This is a genomic window from Flavobacterium gilvum (assembly GCF_001761465.1).
In the GTDB taxonomy this organism is placed as follows: Bacteria; Bacteroidota; Bacteroidia; order Flavobacteriales; family Flavobacteriaceae; genus Flavobacterium; species Flavobacterium gilvum.
The window spans coordinates 210661-237305 of sequence record NZ_CP017479.1; the positions used below are offsets into that span (position 1 = coordinate 210661).

The window sequence follows — 26645 nt, forward strand, 5'->3', positions numbered from 1 at the left end:
CTATGAAAAAATTTATAACACTACTATTAATCGCGGCTTCACTCTTTGTGTCTTGCGATAATACAGATACCGACAATGTTTCCTCTCTTTTGGAAAAACCTACGGTAGCATTGAACGGCCCGTCCTCAGTTTTTGTACCACTAAACGGAACCTATAACGAATTGGGAATGACTTCAACTGATAAAACAGGTAAGTCTTTAGAAGTTTTACCTTATTACAGTGGCAAATACAGAGTGGCACAGAGCATTAATACTGCCCTAGCAGGTGAATACTTAGTTACTTACTGGACACAAAAACAACCTTCCCTAACACGAAAAGTTTTTGTGTATAAAAACGGAGATTTGACTACCAGTATCGAAGGTATTTATATTGCTGCAGTTACAAGAACGGCAATAGCAACTACACCTCCATTTGCACCTATACCTGGATTAACACCAAAACCATATACAAACCTTAAGTATGTACATGTATGGAAAAACGCCAACGGTACTTACCAAATATCCGATGCTTATGGCGGATTTTTTGAAATCGGTGGATCAAAAGGGGTTGCCCAATCATTGGTAAATGGTCAGTTTACAGGTGCTGCTGGTGTTTTTACCCCAGCCAAAACCAAGCTTTCTAATAGCACATTGGGTGGATCTGCATACATCAACAACGACCCAGATTTGTTAACTACAACATCTGCTCCACTTACTATTGACGCCGTTAATAAAACAATCAAATTCACAACGACTTGGAAAGAGAATGCTGCTACAAAATGGAAATTTGACGTAACATTAACTCAATATCAACCTCAATAAAAAGAAAATGAAGAATATAAAAAACAACATCATAAAAATACTTTTCAGTATTCTTATTTCGGTTTCTTTTGCATCCTGTGATGCAGGAGGAGATCCAGAAGCTGGTGGTACAACCACTCAAGATTTCGCCGGTGATTGGTTTATAAACATTAATGCCAAAGATGCAACTGGTACTGTAATTAATAAATATATCCGATTTACTACCTATAATGCTTCGGCAAATGACAATACCATGTTTATTGATGACAATGGTCTTTCGCAAACTGTACCTACCTCACAAGTATTGAAAGCCAAATACACCATTAATATTGCTGACGGTAGTTTTACATCTGATGTAAATACCCCAAACTTGAGACAAACTGGAAAAACAGTAACTATTACAAATGGTAAAATTGAAAAATTGGGAGGAACATCAAGAGGTGGGCATACCGTTGACAAAATTTCGTTTACTGTTGAATTTAGTACTGAACCAGGAATTAAATACACTTATGTAGGAACCAAAAGAACTGGTTTCAAAGAAGACGAATATTAAAAATTGCGACGTATTAAATACGTACAATTTATTAAATTCAAAAAACATCAACTTCGGTTGGTGTTTTTTTTTGAAAAAAAACCATTGAAAAAAATCGATTCTCATACATTAATTTAAAACATAAATCAGATTATTTATTGTTTCAAAACAATACAAAATCTATTATTCATTGAAATGAATAAATGCAACACATATCATCCCCAAAAAAGAAATATTTCAACTAATTATTTGAGACTATTATTTTGTCTAATGCAATGTAAACTCAGTTAATGATTTTTCATTTATTTCTAAAATTCACATTCAAATAGTCTTAAATTCACACGTTATCTTCAAATTTTCAAAATCAAAAAACACCTGATAAATTAACAAATAGTTATTCATATTTTACATATTTGTTATTTAAAAAATACCATTTAAACAGTTATCTAAACAGAATCATCAGCAAAACGTTAAAATAAAGCAAAAATAATTTAAAAATAAACCATCACAAATTAGGTGAATTAACAAATTATTATGATTTTTGCCAGACTAATTCAAAACATTTAAAAATGAAACTAAAGTTCAATGGATTCCTGGTACTCCTTGTGGTACTAGTAGCGCAACTTACTTTTGCGCAAGAAAGATCTGTTTCTGGAATTGTTTCCGACAATGCAGGCATGCCTTTACCAGGCGTAAGTGTATTAGTAAAAGGAACAAAAAATGGAACACAATCAGATTTTGATGGTAAGTACACGATCAAAGCAGCCCCAAGCGACGTATTGGTGTTTAGCTATGTTGGTATGAAATCTTCAGAAAAATCTGCAAGCTCAACTAGTATTAATATCAAATTAACAAGTGACGCAACACAACTAGAGAATGTAGTTGTAACAGCAATGGGTGTTAAGAGAGAGAAAAAAGCATTAGGATATGCTACTCAAGAAATTAAATCAGAAGAATTAACCAAAGGTGCAAATAATAGCCTTGCTGGAGCTCTACAAGGAAAATTATCTGGTGTAAATATCACGCCTTCAAGTGGTGCCCCTGGAGCTTCTTCCCAAATCGTAATCCGTGGAGCACGTTCATTCACTGGAAACAACACTCCTCTATATGTTGTCGACGGTATGCCAATTGCATCAACAGCTGATTACACTACCGGAAACAGTGTAACTGGATCAGATAGTTCAAACAGAGCTATAGACATTGACCCAAATGATATTGAATCCATAAACGTTTTAAAAGGACAAGCTGCATCAGCTCTTTATGGACTTAGAGCCTCAAACGGGGTAATTGTAATAACAACAAAAAGCGGTAAAGGTGCTTCTAAAAATGGAAAACCAACAATAAATTTCTCAAGCTCATTTACAGCTGATAATGTATCTAGAAAAATTGATTATCAAAATGAATATGCTCAAGGAACCGCTGGTAATTTTGTTCCAACAAACTCCTTAACTTGGGGACCTAAAATTTCTGAATTACCAAACAATCCAACTTACGGAGGTAACGTTTCAAACATTCTGAATGGAGGGGACACAAAAACTCATGCAGGTCAATATTATGTACCACAAAGAGCTCAAGCAGGCTTAGATCCATGGGTTAAGCCTCAGACTTATGACAATTTTGGTCAATTTTTCACAACAGGAATTACAATAAACAATTCTTTCAGTTTAACACAAGCTACTGACAAAACTAATTACGCATTTAACCTAGGTTCATCAAACCAAGACGGTTTTATACCAGGAACTGGTTTTGACCGTTATAATGCAAAAGGAGCGTTTAGCACAAAATTAAGCAATGAATGGAAAACAGGATTTGTAGGTAATTATGTTCACTCTAAAATCGATAAGGCTACAGGAGCAAATGATTCATCCGTTGCGGGTGCATACGCAAGTCCAAGAAGCTACGACTTAAAAGGAAACGGATACCAAACTCCTACTGATCCTTACAAACAAATTTACTACAGAACGACAGGATTCAACAACCCTTATTGGGCAGCAGCGCACAATATATTTGATGAGCAAACCGATCGTTTTTATGGAAATAGTTATGTTGAATTTGCTCCAAAAATATCAACAGACGATAAGCATAAAATATCATTCCGTTACCAACTTGGAGCTGATTCTTATACTACAAATTACAGAGACATCCAGGAATACGGAAACGCTCAAACTACAGCTGGTCACTTAGAAATTTACGGAATCACATCTAGAACTGTAAATTCATTATTGACAGCCAATTATGAATATAAAATTTCAGATGATTTCAATTTGACAGCTATGGTTGGTAATGAAATCAATGATAAATATGAGAAATCATATAGCATGACTGGAAATGATCTTAACTTTGGTGGTTGGGCTAATTTGAAAAACACACAACAAACTGTTGCATCAGATGATATTAGCAAAAACAGAACTTTTGGTCTTTTTGGAAACTTAAACCTTTCCTACAAAAACTTTATTTTCTTGGGTTCAACAATACGAAAAGATATCGTATCGTCCATGCCAAGAAACAATCGTGATTTTGTGTACCCTTCTGTATCTTTAGGTGTGGTATTAACAGAATTGGAAGCACTAAAAGGAAACTCGACAATTTCTTTTGCTAAATTAAGAGGATCATGGGCTGAAGTAGGTCAAGCTGGAAGTTATCTTGCTAACTACTACACAGTACCTGACTATTCAGGTGGTTTCTGGACAAATATTCCTGTAAGCTACCCAATTGGTGGAGTAAACTCATACATACCAAACAATGTAATGTATGATCCAAACTTAAAACCACAAAACACAAAATCGTATGAAGTGGGTGGTGAATTAAGATTATTTAAAGATCGCGTAAGTATTGATTACACATATGCAAGACAAGATGTAGTTGACCAAATTTTCCAAGTGCCTTTAGCGGGTTCAACAGGTGCTGCTACTTTAGTAATGAATGGAGGAAAAATCCATACGAACAGCCACGAATTATCAGTAAGCGTAATTCCGGTAAGAACAAACGATTTTGAATGGACTGTATCTGCAAATTATACACAAATAGACAACTATGTGGATGAATTGAAAGAAGGAGTAAACAACATTTTCTTAGGAGGATTTACAACTCCACAAGTTAGAGCCAGCATAGGAGAACGTTTTCCTGTAATTTACGGAACATCTTTTGCAAGAGATACTAAAGGAAACATTATAGTTGATTCAAACGGATTGGCTATGTCTGGAGAAACTAAATCTCTAGGTACAGCTGCTCCAAAGTATACCCTAGGAGGAACAACTACTTTCAGATATAAGAAATTAACTCTTGCTGCTACTTTCGACTGGAAAAATGGAGGTGTAATGTACAGCGGAACAAATTCATTAATGGATACCTACGGATTAAGTACTAAAACAGGAAACCGTGACCAACTAATGGTTCAAGAAGGAGTAACTGAATCTGGAGCCGTAAACACAAAAGGTGCCACGAAACAAGATACCTATACAAGATATTCAAATATTGCTGAAACTGCAATATATGATGCTTCTTTCGTAAAACTTAGAGAGTTATCTTTAGGATACACAATGCCACAATTTTCAAAAGCAATCGATATGCGTATTTCAGCATTTGCCAGAAATATCCTGTTATGGGCTGCTATGCCAAATTTAGACCCAGAATCATCACAAGGAAATAACAATATGGCTGGAGCTTTTGAAAGGTTATCTGTTCCACAAACCACAAGTATTGGGGTTGGAATCAATTTAACTATTAATTAATATAATTCAGAAAATCATGAAAAAATATAAAGTCATATTACTTTCGGTGATTGCGTCAATTTCATTTAATTCTTGTTCAGAGGATGTAATGGACGATATCAACACCAATGTAAACGATCCACAAGATGTACCAACCCGTTTTGCTATCACTGATGCAATGACAAGTACTGCTTTTAGCAATACTGGTTCAGAAATAGCTTTCTATACAGGTGTCTATGTAGAATTAAACGCGGGTGGTTTTGGTCAAATGTACAACGCAGAGGTAAGAAATGCCGAGCCTCAAAATCAGACAACTTTTAACAACTCTTGGAACAGTATCTACCAAACGATGTACAACCTAAAGTTGATAATCGATAAATGTACAACTGGTGCCGAAAAAGGTAACTATACTACATTGGGAATTGCTCAAATCCTTTATGCATATAATTTAGCTTTGCTAACAGATATGTACGGAGATGTTCCTTTCTCTCAGTCTTTTCAACCTGGTGTAATATTCCAACCTAAATTAGACCGTCAGCAAGACCTTTATAATATTGTTTTCACAAATCTGAATGATGCAATAGTTAATTTAGGAAAAACATCTTCTTATGCAGCTTTAGGAACTCAAGATTTAATTTATGGAGGAAATAAAGCGCTATGGATAAAAGCAGCCAATGGTTTGTTAGCTCGTTACACACTACATCTTTCTTTTAAAACTCCTGATTACGCTAAAGTATTAACTTATGTTAGTAAATCATTTGCTAGTAAAAGTGAAGAATTTAAGATGAAAAACGATGGTATTCCAAACCCTTATTACCAATTCGATAATGACAGAGGATACTTATTTGCCAGTAAAAGTTTATACGACAAGTTAATCGCTAGAGCAAATGACCCTCGTGCCGATGGTTATTTCCAAAAAATCAGAAAAACTTCTGGAGCTCCGCTTACATTAGAGCTTTTTACAAATGGAGTTAGCCCACAGAGTCAAAATTATTCTTACTCAGCATTAATAGATTCTAGCAATCCTATATTTATGATGAGCTACCACGAGTTATTGTTCATCAAAGCTGAAGCTGAAGCAAGAAACTCAGCTGCTGTAACAAGCACAGCTAGTTTGACTGCCGCTGTAAATGCTGCTTTCAACAAAGACGAAGCTGTTAATTTCTCAACTACAAATGCAGCTACTTATGTTGCTGGATTAGGTATTACAACTAATGCTAGTTTGCTAAAAGAAATTTCAGTACAAAAATACTTGTCTTTCTACGAAAACGAAACAGCTGAAGCGTACAACGATTACAGACGTCTATTGGCTATATATGGATCTGCTGCAGCACATCCAATTCAATTGGCAAACCCTAAAAATGCAACTCAGTTCCCACTTAGATTGCCTTACGGAGATTCTGATGTATCAACAAATGATAACGTTAAAGCAGCATTTGGCAACGGAACTTATGTCTATTCAGAAAAAGTTTGGTGGGCTGGAGGAACTCGTTAATGTTTTTCCGCAAACATCAACTTAAAAAATTTATTTAGATAAATTTTTAATATCTGGAAACCATCCCCTTTTTTGGGGTGGTTTTTTTTTGTATATAAAAACCTTGACCATGTAATTCTAAACTTAATAATAATCACGACTATTCTATTTTAAACTTCACAACCAAAACATAATAGAAATTTACTTAAGTCTATTTAAAACTTGAAACAAAAAACTATCTTTGCCAAATGGAAAAAGAACATCAAATTTTTGGGATTAGGGCAATAATTGAAGCCATACAAGCAGGTGCAACAGTTGATAAAGTTTATATTCAGAAGGAAGCAAGCGGCGAACTGATGAAAGACTTAATGAAAGTGATGAAACGTGGTAATATCAATTTTTCCTATGTTCCTGTTGAAAAATTAAACCGACTAACGCCCAACAACCATCAAGGTGCTGTAGCTACGGTCTCTCCTATTTCATTTTATGATTTGGAATCCTTAATAGAAACCGTTATTGAAAACGGAAAAAAGCCTTTGTTTTTGATTTTGGATCAAGTATCGGATGCTCGAAATTTTGGAGCCATTATCAGAACGGCAGAATGTACTGGTGTTAGCGGAATAATCGTCCAAAAAAGTGGCTCGGCTCCGGTAAATGGAGATACAGTAAAAACATCAGCTGGCGCTGTATTCAATATTCCAATCTGTAAAGTAGAACACATTAAAGACGCTATTTTCCTTTTGCAAGCCAGCGGCATAAAAACTGTTGCGGCCACCGAAAAAACAGATCAGAATATTTATGATATTTCTTTGAACGAACCTGTAGCAATTATCATGGGATCTGAAGACAGAGGTGTTAATCCTTCTGTTCTTAAAATAGTTGATGAAAAAGCAAAACTTCCTATGTTTGGTACAATTGGATCATTGAATGTTTCTGTTGCCTGTGGTGCCTTTTTATACGAAGCTGTGAGACAAAGAGGATAAGATTGCAGATTTTAGATTGGAGATTTTAGATTGGAGAAGGCAGATTGAAGAATTCAGAATTTAGATGCTACTGAAATTGATATTAAAAATGAATCAAGACTCGGGTTTTGGTTCATTTTTTTCATTTATATCCTCCTTTTTATTTTCAATGAAATCATAAGTTACATTAAAGTTTGATTGAAAATAAGAATTGATTTCCATTTGATTTTCTTCAACTATTTCGGGTTTTGGCGGATTGACAAAGTTGCCGTTTTCGTCAAAGCGCTGCATAAATTTATCTTCCGATGGGTCGTAATCTGGAAGTTCCCAATCGTATTTTATCACCTTCCTGAATTCTTGTTTTTTATAGAAAAAGGTAAGCACAAAACCGGCAATGAGTCCTGACAAATGACCTTCCCAAGAAATGGTTTCGTCAACTTTTGGAAAAACATACCAAACCATTCCGCCATAAAGAACCACAACTGTAAGCGACAACGCCACTAATCTATAATAGTGGGTTTGTAGCCCTTTGAAAAACATAAAAGAAACCAATACATAAATCAAACCACTGGCTCCAATATGATAATTTTCTCTTCCGATAAGCCAGGTCAGGCTTCCCGAAAGCAGAATCCCATAGACCAATATTCCAACAGCTTCTTTTTGATAAAAAAAGAACAGTGCCGCCAAAAGCACTAATAACGGAATTGAATTATTATAAAGATGTTCAATATTTGAATGAATAAATGGACTGAAAATTATACCCTGTAATCCAGAAAAAGTTCTTGGTAAAATTCCGTTTTCATCAAAATCAAATCCAAAACGAATTTCTAACCAATAGACAAACCACAGGAACAGCACAAAAAAAAGTGGCACTCCTATTACAGCATTGGTAAATTTAAAATTATTGTCTTCCATTTTTTGAATTCAAATTGCTGTAAACATCCCCAAAGTAAATTTTTTTAACCACATAGGCACATAGAATTCATAGTTTTTGAAAAGAGTTTGATAGGCGTTTTACTTTCACATAGCAATCCATGTGAAAAACAGTCCTATTTCTACTCTATCTTTAATAAGTAGTCTTTCAACCTATGCTATGTGGTTTCTTTTTTCTTTATTTAAAGAAAGAAAGCTACATCTAACATGCTATAAACTAAATCAAAAATGTATCCAAAAGCAATTTAGTGCTAATTTGTCATATAAACCGAAATTTCTCTTATGAAAACAAATGCCCTAGCCCTGATGGAAATGGAAAGCCCGGAGTCCCGATGGCTTACATTTTTTGTGCAGGCAAAGCGACCAAAGGAAGCTCTTGCCGGCACTTAAAAATGTTGCCATCGGGACGAGGACTTGAAATGAACAGCAGGAAGAAGCTCCTGAAAAATATGATTATAAAAACTGAAAATTGTGTAATTTTACCTCATGGAAGCACCACTGGCAGAACGCATACGCCCACAAAAACTAGAAGATTACATCAGTCAGTCTCATTTGGTTGGACCAAATGGTTCGTTGACACAACAAATATCCAAAGGAATTATCCCGTCCTTAATTTTCTGGGGACCACCAGGAACGGGGAAAACGACTTTGGCGCAAATTATCGCCCAAGAATCCAAACGTCCTTTTTACATCCTAAGTGCTATAAACTCGGGAGTAAAAGATATTCGGGACGTTATTGAAAAAGCCAAACAAAGCGGGGGTTTATTTACCGCCAAAAACCCTATTTTGTTTATTGACGAGATTCACCGTTTTAGCAAATCTCAGCAAGATTCCTTATTGGCAGCAGTAGAAAAAGGATGGATTACACTTATTGGCGCCACGACTGAAAATCCGAGTTTTGAAGTTATCCCTGCTTTATTATCACGTTGTCAGGTTTATATTCTGAACGCTTTTACAAAGGCAGATTTGGAACATTTATTGCAAAGAGCTATTAAAACAGATAGCTATTTGGCTTCAAAAAAAATAGAACTCCGTGAAACAGAGGCGCTATTACGTCTTTCTGGTGGCGATGGACGTAAACTATTAAATATTTTTGAACTTGTTGTAAACGCTTCTGCTGAAAGCCAAATTTTGATTACCAATGAGCGCGTTTTTGAATTGGTGCAACAAAATACAGTTTTGTATGACAAAAGCGGCGAACAACATTATGACATTGTTTCAGCATTTATTAAATCGATTCGAGGGAGCGATCCCAATGGAGCTGTTTATTGGCTGGCACGAATGATTGAAGGCGGTGAAGACGTAAAATTCATCGCAAGAAGAATGTTGATTTTGTCGAGTGAAGATATTGGAAATGCAAATCCAACCGCTTTTATTATGGCAAACAATGCTTTTCAGGCGGTATCGACAATTGGATATCCTGAAAGCCGAATCATTTTGAGTCAGTGCGCCATTTACCTTGCAACTTCACCCAAAAGTAATGCTTCGTATCTGGCTATCGGAACGGCGCAACAATTGGTTAAACAAACTGGAGACCTACCTGTTCCCTTGCATTTACGCAACGCTCCAACTAAATTAATGAAGGAATTGGGATACGGAGATGACTATAAATATTCGCACGATTATGCCAATAATTTTGCAGAACAGGAATTCCTGCCTGAAGCGTTAAGCAATACTCCAATTTATATTCCGGGAGCCAATTCTAGAGAAAATACCACGAGGGAATTCCTAAGAAACAGATGGAAAGACAAATACGGGTATTGATTTTTGATTGCAGATTTTAGATTTTACGAATACTTAGAAATTTCAGAATATCATTGACATTGATATTATGATAAAAAAAACCTCGGAGCAAAGCCACCGAGGTATTTATAAGAACAATTTTATATTAAGAAATTAAAACTTCACATTGATTTTCTCAGACATCAAGGTGTCATTTTGATAATATTCAAAAAACCATTGGTTATCTTTTAATGTCATCACTCCCTGAACACCCCCTTTAATAGCTTGATAAACAGAAGGATTTGTAGTTTTATAAACTTTCATAATCACTTTTGGCGTGCTGTCAATTAATTGGAATCCATTTTTGATTGGCTGCGCAAACAATGTTGTTGCATCTGGTTCGGCATTGTTGTTCGGCACATTTACCGCAACAGTGGCGGCGGCCGTAGCGACAACAGCAGGAGCGGTAACTGATGTCGAAGATGTAGGTACTGCAGCCAAAGAAGCAGGCACCGCATTTTGAATAACACTAGCAGTTTTACCATTGTATTTATAATGCAATGCATAAACATATTCAAAGGCTTTATTCAATGCTTCAACATAAGCAACATCAAATTCCTTTTCTTTACTTTTACCAACCTCCGACTTGTAAACAACTTTACCATAACAGTCTTTTAAAACGACATATAATTTTGTCACCAAAAAAGCACTTTCTTTTAACACATCTACATTCAAAAGATTACATCTGTTATTCACATTTAATTCTTCTGGAATCATTTCATTGGTATAATAGGCTACAAATCCGGCTTTTTGCAAATTGAATTTGGTCAACGTATTTAATCTGTACTGATTATCACTTTTAAGAAAATCATAATTCAACGGAACCAATACAGCTGCGTAATCGTTAACAGATTGAGAAAAAACATAGCTTGAAACAAGCAAAAAAAGGAATAATAATCTCGACTTCATAACTTATAAATATTTTTTTAGTTCTAATAAATGTGTTACCTGTTTAATATCCTGATCGACTTTAATTTTTTTGTCATTAAAAAAAATAGCATCCAACCCTGCATTTAACGCTCCCTGCACGTCTGCATCGAGACAATCACCAATCATGACACTATTTTCTTTTTTGGCTTGTGCCAAATTAAGAGCATGCTCAAAAATAGTAGGATTTGGTTTCTTCACTCCTGCCATTTCAGAATTGGTAATCGTCTTGAAAAATCCTGCAATATTGGAATTTTTTATTTTCTTGTATTGCACTTCGGCAAAACCGTTTGTAATAATGTGCAATTTATACTTTTTTTCGAGATATTCCAGTACTTCAACAGCTCCTTCAAACAAATGATTATTTTCTGGCAAGAGTTGGATATATTCATGGGCCATACTTTCTATTTGGTCATCGGAAATAAAATACTCCAAAGCATCAAAAGTGTATTTGAGGCGATTATACCGTAATTCGTCGTGAGTAATTTTATCGTGCTGATATAATTTCCAGCATGCCTGATTGATGGGAATGTATTTTTCGATAAAATCGGTTATTTCGATTGTAGGGTGGTCTTTCTTCAATATAGCCTCAAAAGCCAAGCCCGAGTTGACATCAAAATCCCAAAGAGTATGATCCAAATCGAAGAAAACATCAGAAATAGTATTAGAAAACATGTATGGTATTATTTAAAAATTCGTTTATCAAAAGGAAAATCAACCTGCTCCGTAATTCTAATATTATAAAAATCGGAATGATAAGGATTAATCAAAAAATTGTAATCACCTTTCACAACCGCCGACGGAACTTTCAAAACACAAGCTTCATTTCTTCTTATAAAATCGTCTCCCAAAAGAGGTGTTTCAAAGGTACAAGGAAAAACATTCCAATCGACACTTAGTTTGCCGATATTTAACACTTCAACAAAAATAGCATCAGGAATTTCAATAGTCAGCATTACAAAATCACTAGGCAATGTCGCCAATGACAAATGCACCAAGACTTCGGCCATTGCCAAAGCTCGGTTTTGCGCACAATATATAATCTCTGTCCCCTTTGAATTCCAACGCGCACCAGAGACAGACGCACCTTTTCCGGATAATTCAATAGGATATTTTTTCCGTGCCAATCGAAAAACTTCCATTAGATAAAAATTCCTTGATCAATTTTATTCAATTCATTGACTACCATTTCTTTACCATAGGAGTCCTTAAGCAACTCTATTGGCTGCAAATTTCCAAGTGCAAACGAAGGCGTTTTCAACCACAGATAAAATTGAGCTTCGGTATCAAAAACAGTATTCCCCAAAGAAGTTACTTCGGCCAATTCTAATATTTTTTCGGATTGCAAAGATTTAAAAATAAAATCTTCTTTAATTTTATTTCTCTGTAGTGATTTTGTGGAAATTCCTAAAAAAGAAGCCCAGTCCTCTTCATTAAAAGGCGTTATTTCTTTTATCAAACTGAACAAATCATAAGAAATTCCCTCGCGAATGGCATGAACAATTAACATTCGGTTTTTTAAAAACTCTTCATAAGTAATCTTCTTATTCAAAATTTTATAACCCCTTTCCTTCTCTATTCTATTGACCAAAACCCGAACCGCTTTATCAATAGCTTCACTGGATCTAAATTTTATTGCTTCCATAAAAAAGACATTTGACTACAAATATAAGACAAATGTCCTGTTTGGACAACTTTTTTAAAAAATCCCTTCATCGGCAAAACTGTAATAGCCATTTTCTGTGATAATTAAATGATCCAAAACTGGAATATCCAATTGTTGTCCAGCTATTTTTAATTTTTTGGTTAACTGAATATCGGCATCACTTGGCTGCAATTTCCCCGAAGGATGATTATGCGCAAGAATAATAGCCGTTGCATTTTGTTCCAATGCAATTTTAAAAACAATCCGAACATCGACCATTGTCCCCGTCATCCCGCCTTTACTTAATTGAGATTTAAAAAGTACTTTATTGGAATTATTCAGGAACAAAACCCAAAATTCTTCATGTGCCAATTCCCCTATTATCGGTTGCATCAGTCCAAAAACTGCTTTGCTGGAAGTTATTTTTGTCAACTCAACCACATCTTCATTCTTTCGTCGTCTCCCCAACTCCATCGCAGCAATTATTGATATTGCTTTGGCTTCGCCAATTCCTTTAAAATTCATTAATTGGGCTATGGAAAGCTTTCCCAAAGCATTCAAATTATTATCCACACTGCCCAAAATCCGCTTGCTCAAATCCACCGCCGATTCATTCCGACTTCCAGAACCAATCAAAATTGCAATCAATTCGGCATCACTCAAAACGCTTTTCCCTTTGAGCATTAATTTCTCACGAGGCTTATCGTCTTCTGCCCAATTGGTAATCGGAAATCCCTCTTGTTCCCGAAAAGAGCCCTTTGAACCGTCTAAAATCATATTCTCTAAAATTAAGTCCAACAACGTTGATCTTTGAGTTCTCATATTCAAACTCTTAGTTTTGCTAATATATTAAAAAAAGAGAAAAATCAGACAATAAATTCTAATCGCATTTTGAATATGATTATATTTAAGAAAAAAAACATGAAGCTAGTAGTCCTATTTCTAATTGCGTTTCTTTTTCTTGGCTGTAGCCAAAAAGAAAAAAACAAAACACAATCCCTCCATTCGAGTTCTGTTACTAATACTTTTGAAGAAAAATTGGCTTTGGCAGCAATCGGCATCATTGACCCAACCATAGAATACGACCCGGCTTATTATTCGATAAAATATCCAAATGGTGATATTCCCAAAAATAAAGGGGTTTGTACCGATGTAGTTATCAGAGCTTATCGAAAACTTGGAATTGATTTGCAAAAAGAAGTTCACGAGGATATGAAAGCGAATTTTAAGCTATATCCAAATTTAAAAAAATGGGGAATGACAAAACCAGACACCAATATCGACCATAGACGGGTTCCAAACTTGGAGACTTTCTTTGAACGAAAAGGAACAAAATTACCCGTTACCGAAAATGCAGCCGATTATAAAACCGGAGAAATAGTGACTTGGATGATTAACGGAAAGTTGCCGCACATTGGCATCATCACCAATAAAAAATCACGAGATGGCGAACGAAATCTCATCGTTCATAATGTCGGACGAGGCCAGGTTCTCGAAGATTGTTTATTCGATTATGAAATTGTCGGGCATTTTAAGTATGTGAAATAAAAAATGTGCCAACTGCAAAAACAATTGACACATTATCTGATTTCCTAATTGACAAATTTACTCAACCAAACCTTTTACCTCATCAAAATTCAGGCCTCCGTAATTTCCGGAACTCATCAATAATAAAGCTGAATTATCAAGATTCAGGTTAAACAAATATTCTTTGAAAGCCACCGGATTGGTGTAAATAATCAAATCTTCTCTGTTGAAAGCTTTAGCGATTTGCTCATAAGTTACTTCCTCTAATTGTTTGATTTTTACAGCATCGGGCGAGTAGAAAACTACAGCAACATCAGCATATTGTAATGCTCCTTCGTATTCTTTCAAAAACTCAGCATTCAAACTGCTATAAGTATGCAATTCCAAACAGGCCACAACAGTGCGGTTTGGATATTGCTCTTTCACGGCTTTGGTCGTTGCAGAAACTTTACTTGGCGAATGGGCAAAATCTTTATAAGCTACTTTGGTTTTGCTTTCGGCGATTTTTTCCAAACGCTTGGACGCTCCTTTGAAACTGGCAATTGCTTCATAAAAATCGGCTTCATCAACTCCCATGTTTTGGCAAATCCATTTGGCTCCCGCCAAATTATTTAAATTGTGCGCACCAAAAACTTCAATAGGCATTGGCCCTTCTGGCGTTTCCAAAAGCGTCACACCATCCTTCACCTCGTATTTTGGCGTTGTATAAGGAATTTTACGAATTGGATTTGTCGCTTTTTCGGCTACTCGTTTTACTTCGGAATCGTCTTCATTGTAAACCAAAATCCCTCCGTTTGTAATTTTATCGATAAAAATTTCAAACTGCTCCACATAAAAATCATACGTTGGAAAAACATTAATATGATCCCATGCAATTCCAGAAATCAAGGCGATATTGGGTTGGTACAAATGAAATTTAGGTCTTCTGTCTATTGGTGAAGACAAATATTCGTCGCCTTCCAAAACCATAAAATCATTCTCTTCGGTAAGATGCACCATCGTGTCAAAGCCTTCCAATTGTGCTCCAACCATATAATCCACTTCGATATTATGATAATGCATCACGTGCAAAATCATTGATGTTATGGTCGTTTTTCCGTGAGAACCGCCAACAACGACACGGGTTTTGTTTTTGGATTGCTCGTATAAAAATTCGGGATAGGAATAAATTTTGAGCCCCAATTCCTGTGCTTTCAAAAGTTCTGGATTATCAGCTTTGGCGTGCATTCCAAGGATTATGGCATCAATATCGGCAGTTATTTTCTCAGGAAACCAACCCAGCTCTGCGGGCATAATTCCTTTTTTTTCCAATCTTGATTTTGAAGGTTCAAAAATAGCGTCGTCGCTTCCCGTAACCTGATATCCTTTGTTGTGTAATGCCAATGCTAAGTTGTGCATTGCGCTTCCGCCTATAGCTATGAAATGTGTTTTCATATTTGTTTATTCGTTTATTCGTTATTTAGGTTTAATCGAAAGATACTATTATCGAACACCCACTATTTTTTAATTTTAAACTCTTCCCAAACCTTATTTGCTTTATCGGGTTGTTTCATTTTATTCTTATACAAATCGGCTAATTTTTGATAACAAACTTTGGATTTTCCAATCAAAATAGCTCTTTTATATTGCTCTTCGGCATTGGTATATCTTTTAAAATATTCTTCAATATGGCCTCGAGACAAATACCCGTCAACAGGTGACAATTCACGTAATTCAGACGAATATTTGATGGCTTTGGATTCGCTTCCGCCAACAATTCCGGGCAATTCCAAATTCAGTTCGATGAGAGCCCATCTTGCTTCGATGTGTTTTGGATTTAAAGTAATAGTTTTTTCAAAAGAAGAACGCACTTCACCAACCATTCCCAACGCTTTTATTTTGCTAATTTCTGAAGCTTTCATTGCCAAAGCTCCTCCATATTTGTAAAAATAATTAGCCTCTGTTGGTTTCAAAATTTTTAGCTTTTTATAATACATAATCGCCTTATCCCAAACCTTATTGTACGAAGCTATATCTCCTAAGTATTCCAGGGTTTTAAGGTTTGATGGATTGTTTTTAAGGTAATTTTCAAGAATGGGCTGCGCTTGATTGTATTTCCCTTCAACGAATAACTTTTCCCCTTTTTCAAAAGATTGGGAAAGCAACAACAAAGGAAATAGTAAAAAAAAGCCTAGCAGTAATTTCATCTTCCAAAAATAAAGATAAAAAAGAAAAAATAACAATATTTGAACTCTGATTAACCACAAAAAAAGCGCAAAAGTTCTTGACTCCTGCGCTTTTCTATTCTTACTGTTTATTATACTCTTTATTTTGCGGGCTCCATCAAAGTGCTTATCGCGATTCTGTTCCAGGCATTGATCGTCACAACAGCCATAATAATCTGAGCGATTGTATTTTTATCAAAAAACTGCTCCGCTTTTTTGTACGTTTCTGTAGATAAACCATGATTATGAATCAAAGTAATTTCTTCGGTAATTGCCAGGATTACTTTTTCTTCTTCAGTAAACAAACTGGTTTCGCGCCAAGCATTCAGTAAAAAAATACGTTGTGCGGTTTCTCCATATTTCAGCGCATCTTTTGTATGCATATCGATACAAAACGCACAGCCGTTTATTTGGGAAGCTCTAATTTTGATTAATTCCTTTTGTGTATGTGACAATTGAGTTGTTGCCAAATAACCCTCCAAAGCATACATCGCTTTATACGCCTGAGGTTCTATCTCGTTGATATCTATTCTCTTTTCCATTTTTTTGTCTTATTTAAATTAACAGGACAAAGTACGGAAATATATAATGGGAAAAACTTAAACCAGTTTAAGAACGCTTTTTATTTCGGATTTCGCTTAAATATTCTGGTGTAAAACCCAAAAAAGAAGCGATTAAATATTGTGGAATCCTTTGGACAAATTCAGGGTGTCCGTTGCAAAGGTGTTCGTAGAATTCTTCTTTGGAAAAGTCATACAAATACTTTAATCGCAATTGTGTCGCAGCATAAGCCCTTTGGTAAACAAATCTAAAATAGCGTTCCATTTTTGGAAATTCCAGCAACAATTTCTCTTGGGCATCTCGGTCAATAACCAGAATTTCGGATTTTTCGACCGCCTGAATATAAAATTCTGTTGACAATCCTCGCTCATAGGCAAGATTATCTGTAATCCACCAATTTTCTATGGCAAATTCGGTGGTTTGTTCCATGCCTTTTCCGTTAATGAAAAATTTTCGAAGGCAACCGTTCAGAACAAAATAATGCGACTTACATATTTGCCCTTCAACTAACAAATTTTCTTTTTTCTTTACATTTTTAATCTCAAAAAAAGATAAAATAGCAGCGAATTCTTTTTCATCTATTTTGATGAATTTATCTAAATGGTTTTTAAATAATTGAGACATGTTTCATTAAAGAATTAACCAAATTTACTAATCATTTAACCCTTTGCCGCTAAGAATTTTCGGAATACATTTTTCGACTCTTGACTCTCGGGTTTTAGATTGTTTTGGTGAAGAAAAATGTAGTAAATAGGCTTTTTGTCGGCCAGGAGTTAAGGCTTCGAATGCTTTTTTCAAATCGGGTAATTCGTCCAATTTGATTTGAAATTCTTCGGCTACTGTGAATTCTTCGGTTTTTTTGAATTTTACTTCCAAACCTGCTTTTTCCACTTCGATGGCTTCATAAATATAGGCTTTCAAAATAGACTGATTTTCTATTATTTCTTCGACATTGGTAAACCGAATTTGCCGTTGTGCCTGCATGTTCGCGGATTGCTGAATTAAAATACCGTCAGAATCATTCAGCAATACTCCTTTGAAAAACAAAAAAGCGCAGTATTCTTTAAAATCATGAATTAAAACAATATTTTTTTCTCCAAGTGTGTAACAAGGCGTGCCCCACTTTAATTCTTCGGTTAACTGACAATCGAGCGCAATCTTTCTTAATTGCTCTAATTCAGTTTTCCATTTTGATGATTTGGTGAAATAAAAATCAACTTTTGGGTTCATAATTTATCATATCATTTTCGTCCTTTTTTTAAACCATATAAGGCATATAAGAACATTTAAGTTTGTTTTTGTGGTCATTGCAAAAACGCAAAATCAAAAAACTAATTCATTTTTTTTTAAACCATATAAGATATATAAGCCCATATAAGTTTGTTTTTGAATGTTTACAAAAATGCGAAAATATTTCCTTTTTAGCCCCGATAGAAGTGGAAATCCTTGTGGGCCGGGGTTCGGCACACAAGATTGTAGCGGATAGCGGGACCAATGCTTACTGAAAAACACCTAATCTTTCTGCTCCAAAAAAAAAATCTATTTACAAATAACTAAGCCACCATATTTCTTTGTGGGCTCGTTTATATTTATCAAATTTTTTGCATAACGGATAAAGCATTACGACAACTGCAATCCAAACGGCGTAAACGACCCAAAGGTCAAAACCGTAACCTTTCATGTCGGGCTCCAATCCTATCCATGTAGATAAGATGACTTTTTGCCAACCAAATCCAGAGAACTCGGCAAAAATCAATGCCAATATGTGAATTAAATAAAGATGCAGAATGTAATAAAAGAAAGGTGCTCTACCGAATGTCGTAATAATATCTACAAACTTTCCTTTGAATTTTTCTGAGTTTGCCAAAAACAAGAAAGCTCCTCCCAAAGTCATTAATAAATACAAAAATGAAGGTGGATATTTATTTGGATTTAGAAAAGACATCAAGTCTTGCGAAAAAGTTGGGTAATGTGTAAATGGTGTTGAATCTCCGTAGAAATTTGTCAAGCGCAATACAACAAAAGTAGCAATGGCAATCGCTCCAATCCAATTGAATAGTTTTTTGCGCTTTTCGGCATCATAGGTTTTATCATAGAATCCACCAAAATAATATCCCAATGACATTACAGCAACCCACGGAACAAGCGGATATCCAATCACTAATTGAGTATCGGCAGTAACTTGATAAACTGCTTGTTCATGAATAAGGTCCCACCAAATATTTCCCGGAAAATGCAAATTATCAAAAAGGTTGTGGCAACAAATAAGTACCAAACTAAAAAGAAGAATGCCGACCCGAGGCAAATAAATCAGACCCGCCAAAACAAACATGCTGATTCCTAAAGACCAAATCACACGTAAGCCAAAAGAGCTAAAGTGAACATCAAAAGACCATGCAAAACCTACGATCGTCAGCTCCACAAAAATCAGCCACAGCCCTCGCTTTAATAAAAAATCCATCAATTCAATCCGTGTTCGTCTTCTCCCGGCCATACAGGCAGACAATCCCGCCAAAAAACTGAAAATAGGCGCACAGAAATGAGTTACCCATCGCGTAAAAAACAAAGGCAAAGTGGTATGGACCGGATCTGCCGGATCAAATAAAAAAGCCGAATAATGAAAATAATCCCTCACATGGTCGAGAGCCATCAAAATCATCACCAACCCTTTTAGTAAGTCAATGGATTCAATTCTTGTATTGATAGGTGATGTCATAAATTAGCTTGTTTAAATTGTGATTTCCAATAAAAATTTATGTTTTGTATTCCTTATTATTTAAACGCAGTAAAAAAACACAACATTCTTTTTACTAGATTTTTAACACTAATTTAATAATTTATTTTTGATTATCACTTAATACCTAAACATATTAAAATCTTTAATGTAAAAAGATGAAGTTTTGTGCTTTTGAGTTTTGGCAAAAACACATAATAACCAACTCGACAATCCCACTAAATATCAGAATAGCCTTAAACAACACTAGTAGTTTAAAAAATAAGAAAACTCAACCAATATTACTATTTATAAGAAAAATTCCGTACTTTGTCAGGTGATTATTTTCGATACAACCCGAATTCTATTTATCATGAAGAAAATTTATTTGGCTCTCCTATTATTCTCAACTTCTCTGTTTGCTCAACAATACGAAAAGGATTGGAACAGGGTTATCACGAACGAAAATGAAGGCAAAATAAAAACCGCCAATAAAATTGTTGCTGAAATCTACAAGAAAGCGGTTTCTAAAAAAGATGAAAATCAGATTATCAAATGTTTTTTTTATTCTTCCAAGTATTTACAAGTGGTCGATGAGAATGCACAAACCAAAATTTTGAATAATCTAAAAAAACAAATCAAACAAGTCAGCATTCCATCTCAAGCGATATTGAATTTTGTTTACGGAAAATGTTTGGATGATTATTTTAGGGAAAAAAGCTACAATATACAAAGCAGAACCAACACCACCATTCTGGATGATAACTTCTTGACTTGGAGTCAAAATGAGTTTAATACCCAAACGAATATTGCATTTGAAAAAACGCTGGAAAACGAAGCTATTTTAAAAAACACACCATTAATCAATTATGAACTTGTATTTGATTTTGTCGCCTTGGAAAAATTTAAAAAAACAAATCTTTTAGATTATCTGCTGAGCGAAAACATTTCTTTTTATACCCAAAAGATAAATCAATGGCGTTTTCAACCGAAAGATTTTAAGGAATATAAAAAAACACTTTTGGGTAATTCTAATGAATTTACTTCTCTAAAATTAGATTTTGCAAAAGATACTATCCTCAAAAAAGTTCTTTCTTTATACCAAAAAAAAGAAACGATTAGTCCTACTGCCGAAAATCAACTGGATAGGATTACTTTTTGCAATGATTATCTTTTAAAATCAGATTCGGAGTTTTTACAAACTTTGAATGTTCTTCAAAAAACCATCAAAGATGAAATACTGTTACAAAAAATTCTGCTAGCCAAAGCCAACATTTATGCCAAAGAAGCATCAAAAGAAACACATCCCGACTATAATATAAAGGCCATTAGCACAATTGACACTATTTTGTCATTTCAGAATCAATCGAATGCTTATAAATTAGCACAACAAAAAAAACAAGAAATCAACTCCAAATCACTTACTGTTCAACTTCAAAAATACACTTACGACAAAGAAAACACCAGAGCTTTTATACGTTATAAAAACATAGACAACCTGAAAATTTCATTTTTCAAAATCAATCAAGCAACCGTTTCGAACTTTAACAATGTTATAAAGGATTCGCTTGTCGGCAAAACAAAAGCAATCCAATCTGTCACTACGTCTTTAATTAACAAAAAAGATTATCTAGAACACACAACCGAAGTGTTATTACCTCAATTGGAAAAAGGGAGTTATTTGGTTTATTTTGAAAGTGAAATAGACTCCAAAGGCAAAAAGGGATTTGGGCATGAATTCATCACAGTTTCCAATTTATGTCTTTTGGCCAATTCAAAAGACCAAATTGAATATTATCAGGTTTTGGATCGAAAAACAGGAAAACCATTGGAAAATATTGCGATTGAATCTCCTTCTTTTTCAATAAAAACCAATAATAAAGGAGTAGCCACATTTGAAAGAAAAGGCAAAACAAATTATTACTATGGATATGAAACCTTCAAGGTAACTTCCGCAAATGATTCGATACAAATTGCAAAAAATTACATTAATAATAGTGCTGATTATTCAGATGATAAAAACGATAAATTTGAAGGAAAAGTTCAGTTTTTTCTAGATCGTGCCATTTATCGTCCAGGACAAACCGTCTATTATAAAGGAATAACTATTCAGAAAAAACAAGATACTATAACTGTTGTTCCAAAAACAAAATTCAAGATTACATTAAAAGATACCAACAATAAAAGCATTAAAACAATTGAAGTTACAACCAATGAATTCGGTTCTTTTTCGGGAGAATTTGTTTTACCTAAAACAGGTTTGACAGGAAATTTTAGCATCGAAGCTACTAAACCTGAAAACCCCGGAAATTATCTTATTGTCAACAAAAATAAAAACTCGTTTTCGGATAACGTAGTTTATGAATATTCTAGCATCCGATTCAAAGTCGAAGAATACAAGCGCCCAAAGTTTGAAATTACATTTGACCCAAACAAAGAAAGCTATCTAGTTAATCAAATAATTACCGTAAATGGAAATGCAAAAGCATTTTCAGGAAGTAACATAACAGATGCCAAAGTAAAATATCAAGTATTTAGGGAAACTTATACTTCAAATGGGCTGGGTTATGCTACATGGGGTAGTTGGACAACTATAGATACAGGAGAAACGAAAACGGATGATTCTGGTAAATTCAGTATCAAATTTAATGCAGTACCAGATGACCAGGTGAGCAAAGAAAGTCTGCCAATTTTTGTATATCGAGTAAAAGCAGCTGTTACTGATTTGAATGGAGAAACACGTTCCTCCGTTTTCGAAATTAACATAGGATATCACGCTTTGAAACTAAAAGCTTCAATACCTCGAAGAATTGAAACAAAAGACAAAAATGAAATCCAGCTCAATAGCTCTAATCTAAATGACCAATTTATAGCTGTAAATGGTGAAATAAAATTGTATCATCTTAAAGAAAATAGTTTAAAATTCAAGCCTAGAGTTTGGCAAATCCCTGAAATTAAAAGTATTTCCGATCAGGATTTTAATCGTTTTTTTCCATATGAAAATAACGAACAAACAGACTTACGATTAGCTCAAGGCAATTTGCTTTTTACAAAATCTGTAAATACAGAAAAAGACAAATCGATTCCTCTTGATTTCATTTCTGATTATAAATCCGGAAATTACAAAGTCGATTTTACAGCAAAGGACAAGTTTGACAACCCAATTACAGTCAGCACAATTTTTGAAGTCATTCAAAGTAAAGATACCATAAACTCAAACAACCTTATCATTGCAAAACAACTCAATAATGACCCTAAAAAGGACGGATTTGTAATGGTGCAGTTACAATCTGCTATTCCCGAACTTTTCATTACCACAACCGGAAATTATGAAACAAAACAGTTTTTTGAGGAGAATACTATACTGAAAAACAATAAGGCTCTTGTAAAAATACCGCTGAATCCATCATTTAAAAAAGCCATAAACATAGGATTTGAATGTATTTTCGAAAACCAAACCTTTACTCAAAATTTAGAGGTAGATTTAAAAGAGGATACACCCAAATTACAATTTGAGGTTGAAAGTTTCAGAAACAAAATAGAACCCGGAAGCACCGAAAATTGGTCTTTTAAATTGAATGCATCCAACACTGTAAAAGAATCAGAAATACTGGCATCGATGTATGATAGCTCGCTGGATCAATTTACGAAGGAAAATTGGCAGAGTTTGGCTTTTAACAAATACAACTATAATGGAATAAATTATAGCTCTTCTTTGGGATTTGATAGAACGTATTCGTCAATCCAAAATCTCAATCCTTTTCAAAAAGCATTGGAATTAAATAATGAAAACATAAATTTAATGTGGTTTGGATTTGACTTCAATGAACCTTATTCCCTTCATAAGCAACAAGAATACTTAAAACAAATCTCCAAAAAAAGTAAAAAACCGCTTAATGCCAAATTAATTTCGGGTTATATTACAGACAAAGACCTACACCTCCTACCTGGAGTAAGTCTCTCAATAGGCGGAACACAAAGAGTCGCTTCCACTGATTTTGAGGGTCATTATGAGATTGAAGCTGCAATTGGTGAAATTTTGAAAGTTTCCTACATAGGTCTTAAAACAAAAAACATTCGCATTAATTCCAAACGACAGGATATTCAGCTTGATCAAGAAGACAATTCCTTGAATGAAGTCACTGTTATAGGTTATGGGGCAATGAAAAAGAAAAGCTTCACAGGCACTAATGAAGTAATTGAAGAAGACACATCTGTTCACAGCCTAGCCGGTATAGAAATGAATCTTGATGATAAACCCCCAGGAATTATGATCAGAGGATCCATTAATGGAAAAACCGCCAATCCGCTGTACATTGTAGATGGAGAACCTATGGCTTTTGAACAAGTTCAATCAATCTCACCGTCTGATATCCTTTCAATGGATGTTTTAAAAGACGGAAAAGCCACCTCTTTATATGGAGAAAAAGGCAAAAATGGAGTCATCATAATCACAACAAAAAAATCTTTAGAAGCATTAACTCAAGTAAAAGCAAGAGCCAATTTATCTGAAACAGCTTTCTTTTTCCCAAATCTAAAAACAGATGCCAAAGGAAAAGTGAGTTTTAATTTCACTTCTCCGGAAGCATTGACTGCATGGAAACTTCGTTTATTGGCACATAACAAAAATGCGGTTTCGGGTTATCTTGAAAAAAGCGTCATTACTCAAAAAGACCTGATGGTAACACCTAATTTCCCGAGATTCTTTAGGGAAAAAGACAGTATTGTAATCACCACAAAAGTGGCAAATGTTACTAACGAAGCCAAAACCGGCATTGCGATACTGCAACTTTTTGACGCCACAACAATGCAGGCAATTGATGCCAAAATGAACAATACAAACACTACCAAAAACTTCACTATTCCTCCGCACGGCAATACTTCGGTAAGTTGGAAAATCTATATTCCCGAAGGTTTGCAAGGTGTTCAATACAAAGTTTTGGCCAAAGCAGGCAATTTCTCGGATGGGGAAGAAAATATCTTGCCTGTACTAACAAACAATATGCTCGTTACCGAAAGTATTCCGATTTGGGTTAGAGAAAATTCAAAAAAGGAATACACTTTTGAAAATCTGAAAAACAATACTTCGACCACTTTAAAAAACCATCAATTTACGTTGGAATACACTTCGAATCCTTCCTGGATTGCCATTCAGTCCTTACCTTATTTGATGGAGTACGAACACGAATGTGCGGAGCAGACTTTCGCAAGATTTTATGCCAATGCCTTGGCTACTGAAATCATTGCAAGTAATCCAAAAATAGCCGCTGTTTTTGAAACTTGGAGAAAAAACGGAAAGTTGAATTCCAAACTCGAAGAAAACGAGGAATTAAAATCGATTATTCTTGCGGAAACACCTTGGCTGAATGATGCTCAAAGCGAAGACGAAAAGAAAAAGAATCTGGCTTTGCTTTTTGATTTGGAGAAAATGAAAACTTCGCAGGAAGCCACTTTTGATAAATTAAAACAAAAACAAAAACCGTCAGGAGGATTTGCCTGGTTTGATGGAAGCGAGGAAAACGAATACATTACCCGACATATTCTTGCCGGTTTGGGTCATCTTTCCAAATTAAGTCCAACCGAAAATAACAATGCTAAAATCAAAGAAATTGCTACGACCGGAATTCCGTTTTTAGACCAAAAGTTTTTGGAATACCTCAAAAGAAGAATTCAAAATTTAAAAACAACTGATAAATTAATCTGGATAAACCCTTATTCTGATTTGCATTATTTATACACCCGAAGTTTTTATTTAGAAAATTATCCGCTTTCGGATACATTGAAAAAAGCAACCAAATTATATCTCGAAACTGCCAAAAAAGATTGGCTCAACTATTCGTTGTATGAAAAAGGAATGACGGCTTTGGTATTGAATCGTTTTGGCGAAAAAGAAACTGCCAAAAAAATTATTGAAAGTCTGAAAGAAACCGCTTCCAACAACGAAGACTGGGGAATGTATTGGATTGCCAACAAATCGGGCTGGTATTGGTATCAGGCGCCGATAGAAACTCAGGCACTGTTGATTGAAGCTTTTGCCGAAGTTTCCAACGACACCAAATCTGTAGACGCGATGAAAGTTTGGTTGTTAAAAAACAAGCAAACCAAAAACTGGCCCACCACAAAATCCACCACCGAAGCAATTTATGCGCTGCTGATGCAGGGAACCGATTGGATGAGTGTAAAAGACAATACTGTTTTTAAAATTGGAGCTGAAAAAATCCTGACCAAAAAACTGTCTGAAAACGAAAAAGAAGCCGAAACCGGGTATCTAAAACTCAACTGGAAAGCCGATGAAATCAAAAAAGAAATGGCAACAATCTCAGTCGAAAACAAATCGAAAGTTCCGGGTTTCGGAGGTATTTATTGGCAATATTTTGAGGATTTGGATAAAATCAAAAGCAATTCGGGAGATAATTTATCCATTACAAAAGAATTGTATCTGAAGAAATCCACCAATAAAGGAGAAAACCTGGAAAAAATCTCTTCGAACAATCCGCTGAAAACGGGAGATTTAGTGACCGTAAGAATTGTTATTTCTGCCAAGGAAGACATGGAATTTGTACACTTAAAAGATATGCGGGCAGCTTGTTTTGAACCTGTAGATGTGATTTCGTCCTATCAATATAAAGCGGGTCTGGGATTTTATAAAAGTACCAAAGACGTAGCAACCCATTTCTTCTTTGACCGGATAAACAAGGGAACTTATGTATTGGAATACGACATTCGGGTGAATAACACCGGGGATTTCTCCAACGGAATTTCAACGATTGAAAGTATGTATGCACCGGAATTTTCGGGACATAGCAAAGGAATTCGATTAAAAGTTGAGTAAAAAAATCATACCATAGCCGACAGTTTCAACCGTTGGCTATTGAAATCACAGTTAACACGACAAG

Annotated in this window: 20 protein-coding genes; 8 read left to right on the forward strand and 12 right to left on the reverse strand. The window is 35.0% G+C overall.

What is annotated here, in order from left to right; all coding sequences use genetic code 11:
- Positions 1–2: 2 nt before the first annotated feature.
- From EM308_RS01050 to rlmB, 5 genes are all read left to right on the forward strand, one after another.
- Positions 3–800 carry a DUF5011 domain-containing protein gene (locus tag EM308_RS01050; RefSeq protein ID WP_035637279.1) on the forward strand — a complete coding sequence of 266 codons (798 nt, stop codon included), beginning with the start codon at positions 3–5 and terminating at the stop codon, positions 798–800.
- 7 nt (positions 801–807) lie between these two features.
- Positions 808–1332 (forward strand): lipid-binding protein, encoded by a 525-nt coding sequence (locus EM308_RS01055; protein ID WP_051877781.1) that lies wholly within the window; start codon positions 808–810, stop codon positions 1330–1332.
- A gap of 548 nt (positions 1333–1880) precedes the next feature.
- Positions 1881–5042 (forward strand): SusC/RagA family TonB-linked outer membrane protein, encoded by a 3162-nt coding sequence (locus EM308_RS01060; protein ID WP_035637276.1) that lies wholly within the window; start codon positions 1881–1883, stop codon positions 5040–5042.
- A 16-nt stretch (positions 5043–5058) separates the two neighbouring features.
- The gene (locus EM308_RS01065) at positions 5059–6516 is read left to right on the forward strand and encodes a SusD/RagB family nutrient-binding outer membrane lipoprotein (protein ID WP_035637274.1); all 1458 of its coding nucleotides are present in this window, start codon (positions 5059–5061) and stop codon (positions 6514–6516) included.
- Positions 6517–6743: 227 nt separating this feature from the next.
- Positions 6744–7478 carry a 23S rRNA (guanosine(2251)-2'-O)-methyltransferase RlmB gene (gene rlmB, locus EM308_RS01070; RefSeq protein ID WP_035637272.1) on the forward strand — a complete coding sequence of 245 codons (735 nt, stop codon included), beginning with the start codon at positions 6744–6746 and terminating at the stop codon, positions 7476–7478.
- A 93-nt stretch (positions 7479–7571) separates the two neighbouring features.
- On the opposite strand, the gene EM308_RS01075 is transcribed toward rlmB, so the two are convergent.
- Positions 7572–8372 carry a rhomboid family intramembrane serine protease gene (locus EM308_RS01075; RefSeq protein WP_035637269.1) on the reverse strand — a complete coding sequence of 267 codons (801 nt, stop codon included), beginning with the start codon at positions 8370–8372 and terminating at the stop codon, positions 7572–7574.
- A gap of 504 nt (positions 8373–8876) precedes the next feature.
- Between EM308_RS01075 and EM308_RS01080 the strand changes: the two genes are divergently transcribed.
- Positions 8877–10154: a replication-associated recombination protein A gene (locus tag EM308_RS01080; protein WP_035637267.1), complete on the forward strand. Its 1278-nt coding sequence runs from the start codon at positions 8877–8879 to the stop codon at positions 10152–10154.
- Positions 10155–10286: 132 nt separating this feature from the next.
- Here the strand turns inward: EM308_RS01080 and EM308_RS01085 are convergent, their stop codons facing one another.
- From EM308_RS01085 to radC, 5 genes are read right to left on the reverse strand one after another with little or no spacing between them, the layout of a single operon-like run.
- Positions 10287–11081 carry a hypothetical protein gene (locus EM308_RS01085; RefSeq protein WP_035637264.1) on the reverse strand — a complete coding sequence of 265 codons (795 nt, stop codon included), beginning with the start codon at positions 11079–11081 and terminating at the stop codon, positions 10287–10289.
- Positions 11082–11084: 3 nt separating this feature from the next.
- Positions 11085–11774 carry a YjjG family noncanonical pyrimidine nucleotidase gene (locus EM308_RS01090; protein ID WP_035637261.1) on the reverse strand — a complete coding sequence of 230 codons (690 nt, stop codon included), beginning with the start codon at positions 11772–11774 and terminating at the stop codon, positions 11085–11087.
- Positions 11775–11782: 8 nt separating this feature from the next.
- A complete protein-coding gene (locus tag EM308_RS01095) occupies positions 11783–12241 on the reverse strand; it encodes an RES family NAD+ phosphorylase (protein ID WP_035637259.1) in 459 nt (152 codons plus the stop codon).
- Positions 12241–12744, reverse strand: coding sequence for a type II RES/Xre toxin-antitoxin system antitoxin (gene parS, locus EM308_RS01100; protein ID WP_035637256.1), 504 nt, complete (start codon positions 12742–12744; stop codon positions 12241–12243). The genes EM308_RS01095 and parS overlap by 1 nt, the downstream gene beginning before the upstream one ends.
- Before the next feature lie 54 nt (positions 12745–12798).
- Complete coding sequence (gene radC, locus EM308_RS01105) at positions 12799–13521, reverse strand: RadC family protein (RefSeq protein ID WP_051877791.1); 723 nt, start codon at positions 13519–13521, stop codon at positions 12799–12801.
- Between the two features lie 144 nt (positions 13522–13665).
- Between radC and EM308_RS01110 the strand changes: the two genes are divergently transcribed.
- Positions 13666–14292, forward strand: a complete 627-nt coding sequence (locus EM308_RS01110; RefSeq protein ID WP_035637254.1) for a DUF1287 domain-containing protein — start codon at positions 13666–13668, stop codon at positions 14290–14292.
- Positions 14293–14349: 57 nt separating this feature from the next.
- Here EM308_RS01110 and EM308_RS01115 read toward each other — a convergent pair whose 3' ends face one another.
- The 6 genes from EM308_RS01115 to EM308_RS01145 form a co-directional block, all read right to left on the reverse strand.
- Positions 14350–15705, reverse strand: coding sequence for a UDP-N-acetylmuramate--L-alanine ligase (locus EM308_RS01115; protein WP_035637252.1), 1356 nt, complete (start codon positions 15703–15705; stop codon positions 14350–14352).
- Positions 15706–15767: 62 nt separating this feature from the next.
- Positions 15768–16457, reverse strand: a complete 690-nt coding sequence (locus EM308_RS01120; protein WP_035637249.1) for a tetratricopeptide repeat protein — start codon at positions 16455–16457, stop codon at positions 15768–15770.
- A gap of 119 nt (positions 16458–16576) precedes the next feature.
- Positions 16577–17017: a carboxymuconolactone decarboxylase family protein gene (locus EM308_RS01125; protein ID WP_035637247.1), complete on the reverse strand. Its 441-nt coding sequence runs from the start codon at positions 17015–17017 to the stop codon at positions 16577–16579.
- Between the two features lie 67 nt (positions 17018–17084).
- Positions 17085–17660 (reverse strand): Crp/Fnr family transcriptional regulator, encoded by a 576-nt coding sequence (locus tag EM308_RS01130; RefSeq protein ID WP_035637245.1) that lies wholly within the window; start codon positions 17658–17660, stop codon positions 17085–17087.
- A 27-nt stretch (positions 17661–17687) separates the two neighbouring features.
- Positions 17688–18266 (reverse strand): YdeI/OmpD-associated family protein, encoded by a 579-nt coding sequence (locus tag EM308_RS01135; protein WP_035637242.1) that lies wholly within the window; start codon positions 18264–18266, stop codon positions 17688–17690.
- A 313-nt stretch (positions 18267–18579) separates the two neighbouring features.
- Positions 18580–19752, reverse strand: coding sequence for a DUF1624 domain-containing protein (locus EM308_RS01145; RefSeq protein WP_035637239.1), 1173 nt, complete (start codon positions 19750–19752; stop codon positions 18580–18582).
- A gap of 370 nt (positions 19753–20122) precedes the next feature.
- Between EM308_RS01145 and EM308_RS01150 the strand changes: the two genes are divergently transcribed.
- Entirely contained in the window at positions 20123–26581 is a 6459-nt protein-coding gene (locus EM308_RS01150) for an alpha-2-macroglobulin family protein (RefSeq protein ID WP_051877780.1), read from the forward strand.
- Positions 26582–26645: the final 64 nt, after the last annotated feature.

What these genes read in the sequence shown, in the direction of transcription:
- EM308_RS01120 (WP_035637249.1), bottom strand. Translation starts at nt 16,457, where the DNA reads ATGAAATTACTGCTAGGCTTTTTTTTACTATTTCCTTTGTTGTTGCTT.
- EM308_RS01150 (WP_051877780.1), top strand. Translation starts at nt 20,123, where the DNA reads ATGAAGAAAATTTATTTGGCTCTCCTATTATTCTCAACTTCTCTGTTT.
- EM308_RS01060 (WP_035637276.1), top strand. Translation starts at nt 1,881, where the DNA reads ATGAAACTAAAGTTCAATGGATTCCTGGTACTCCTTGTGGTACTAGTA.
- radC (WP_051877791.1), bottom strand. Translation starts at nt 13,521, where the DNA reads ATGATTTTAGACGGTTCAAAGGGCTCTTTTCGGGAACAAGAGGGATTT.
- EM308_RS01075 (WP_035637269.1), bottom strand. Translation starts at nt 8,372, where the DNA reads ATGGAAGACAATAATTTTAAATTTACCAATGCTGTAATAGGAGTGCCA.
- EM308_RS01080 (WP_035637267.1), top strand. Translation starts at nt 8,877, where the DNA reads ATGGAAGCACCACTGGCAGAACGCATACGCCCACAAAAACTAGAAGAT.
- parS (WP_035637256.1), bottom strand. Translation starts at nt 12,744, where the DNA reads ATGGAAGCAATAAAATTTAGATCCAGTGAAGCTATTGATAAAGCGGTT.
- EM308_RS01130 (WP_035637245.1), bottom strand. Translation starts at nt 17,660, where the DNA reads ATGTCTCAATTATTTAAAAACCATTTAGATAAATTCATCAAAATAGAT.
- EM308_RS01090 (WP_035637261.1), bottom strand. Translation starts at nt 11,774, where the DNA reads ATGTTTTCTAATACTATTTCTGATGTTTTCTTCGATTTGGATCATACT.
- EM308_RS01085 (WP_035637264.1), bottom strand. Translation starts at nt 11,081, where the DNA reads ATGAAGTCGAGATTATTATTCCTTTTTTTGCTTGTTTCAAGCTATGTT.
- rlmB (WP_035637272.1), top strand. Translation starts at nt 6,744, where the DNA reads ATGGAAAAAGAACATCAAATTTTTGGGATTAGGGCAATAATTGAAGCC.
- EM308_RS01115 (WP_035637252.1), bottom strand. Translation starts at nt 15,705, where the DNA reads ATGAAAACACATTTCATAGCTATAGGCGGAAGCGCAATGCACAACTTA.
- EM308_RS01145 (WP_035637239.1), bottom strand. Translation starts at nt 19,752, where the DNA reads ATGACATCACCTATCAATACAAGAATTGAATCCATTGACTTACTAAAA.
- EM308_RS01135 (WP_035637242.1), bottom strand. Translation starts at nt 18,266, where the DNA reads ATGAACCCAAAAGTTGATTTTTATTTCACCAAATCATCAAAATGGAAA.
- EM308_RS01125 (WP_035637247.1), bottom strand. Translation starts at nt 17,017, where the DNA reads ATGGAAAAGAGAATAGATATCAACGAGATAGAACCTCAGGCGTATAAA.
- EM308_RS01050 (WP_035637279.1), top strand. Translation starts at nt 3, where the DNA reads ATGAAAAAATTTATAACACTACTATTAATCGCGGCTTCACTCTTTGTG.
- EM308_RS01110 (WP_035637254.1), top strand. Translation starts at nt 13,666, where the DNA reads ATGAAGCTAGTAGTCCTATTTCTAATTGCGTTTCTTTTTCTTGGCTGT.
- EM308_RS01095 (WP_035637259.1), bottom strand. Translation starts at nt 12,241, where the DNA reads ATGGAAGTTTTTCGATTGGCACGGAAAAAATATCCTATTGAATTATCC.
- EM308_RS01065 (WP_035637274.1), top strand. Translation starts at nt 5,059, where the DNA reads ATGAAAAAATATAAAGTCATATTACTTTCGGTGATTGCGTCAATTTCA.
- EM308_RS01055 (WP_051877781.1), top strand. Translation starts at nt 808, where the DNA reads ATGAAGAATATAAAAAACAACATCATAAAAATACTTTTCAGTATTCTT.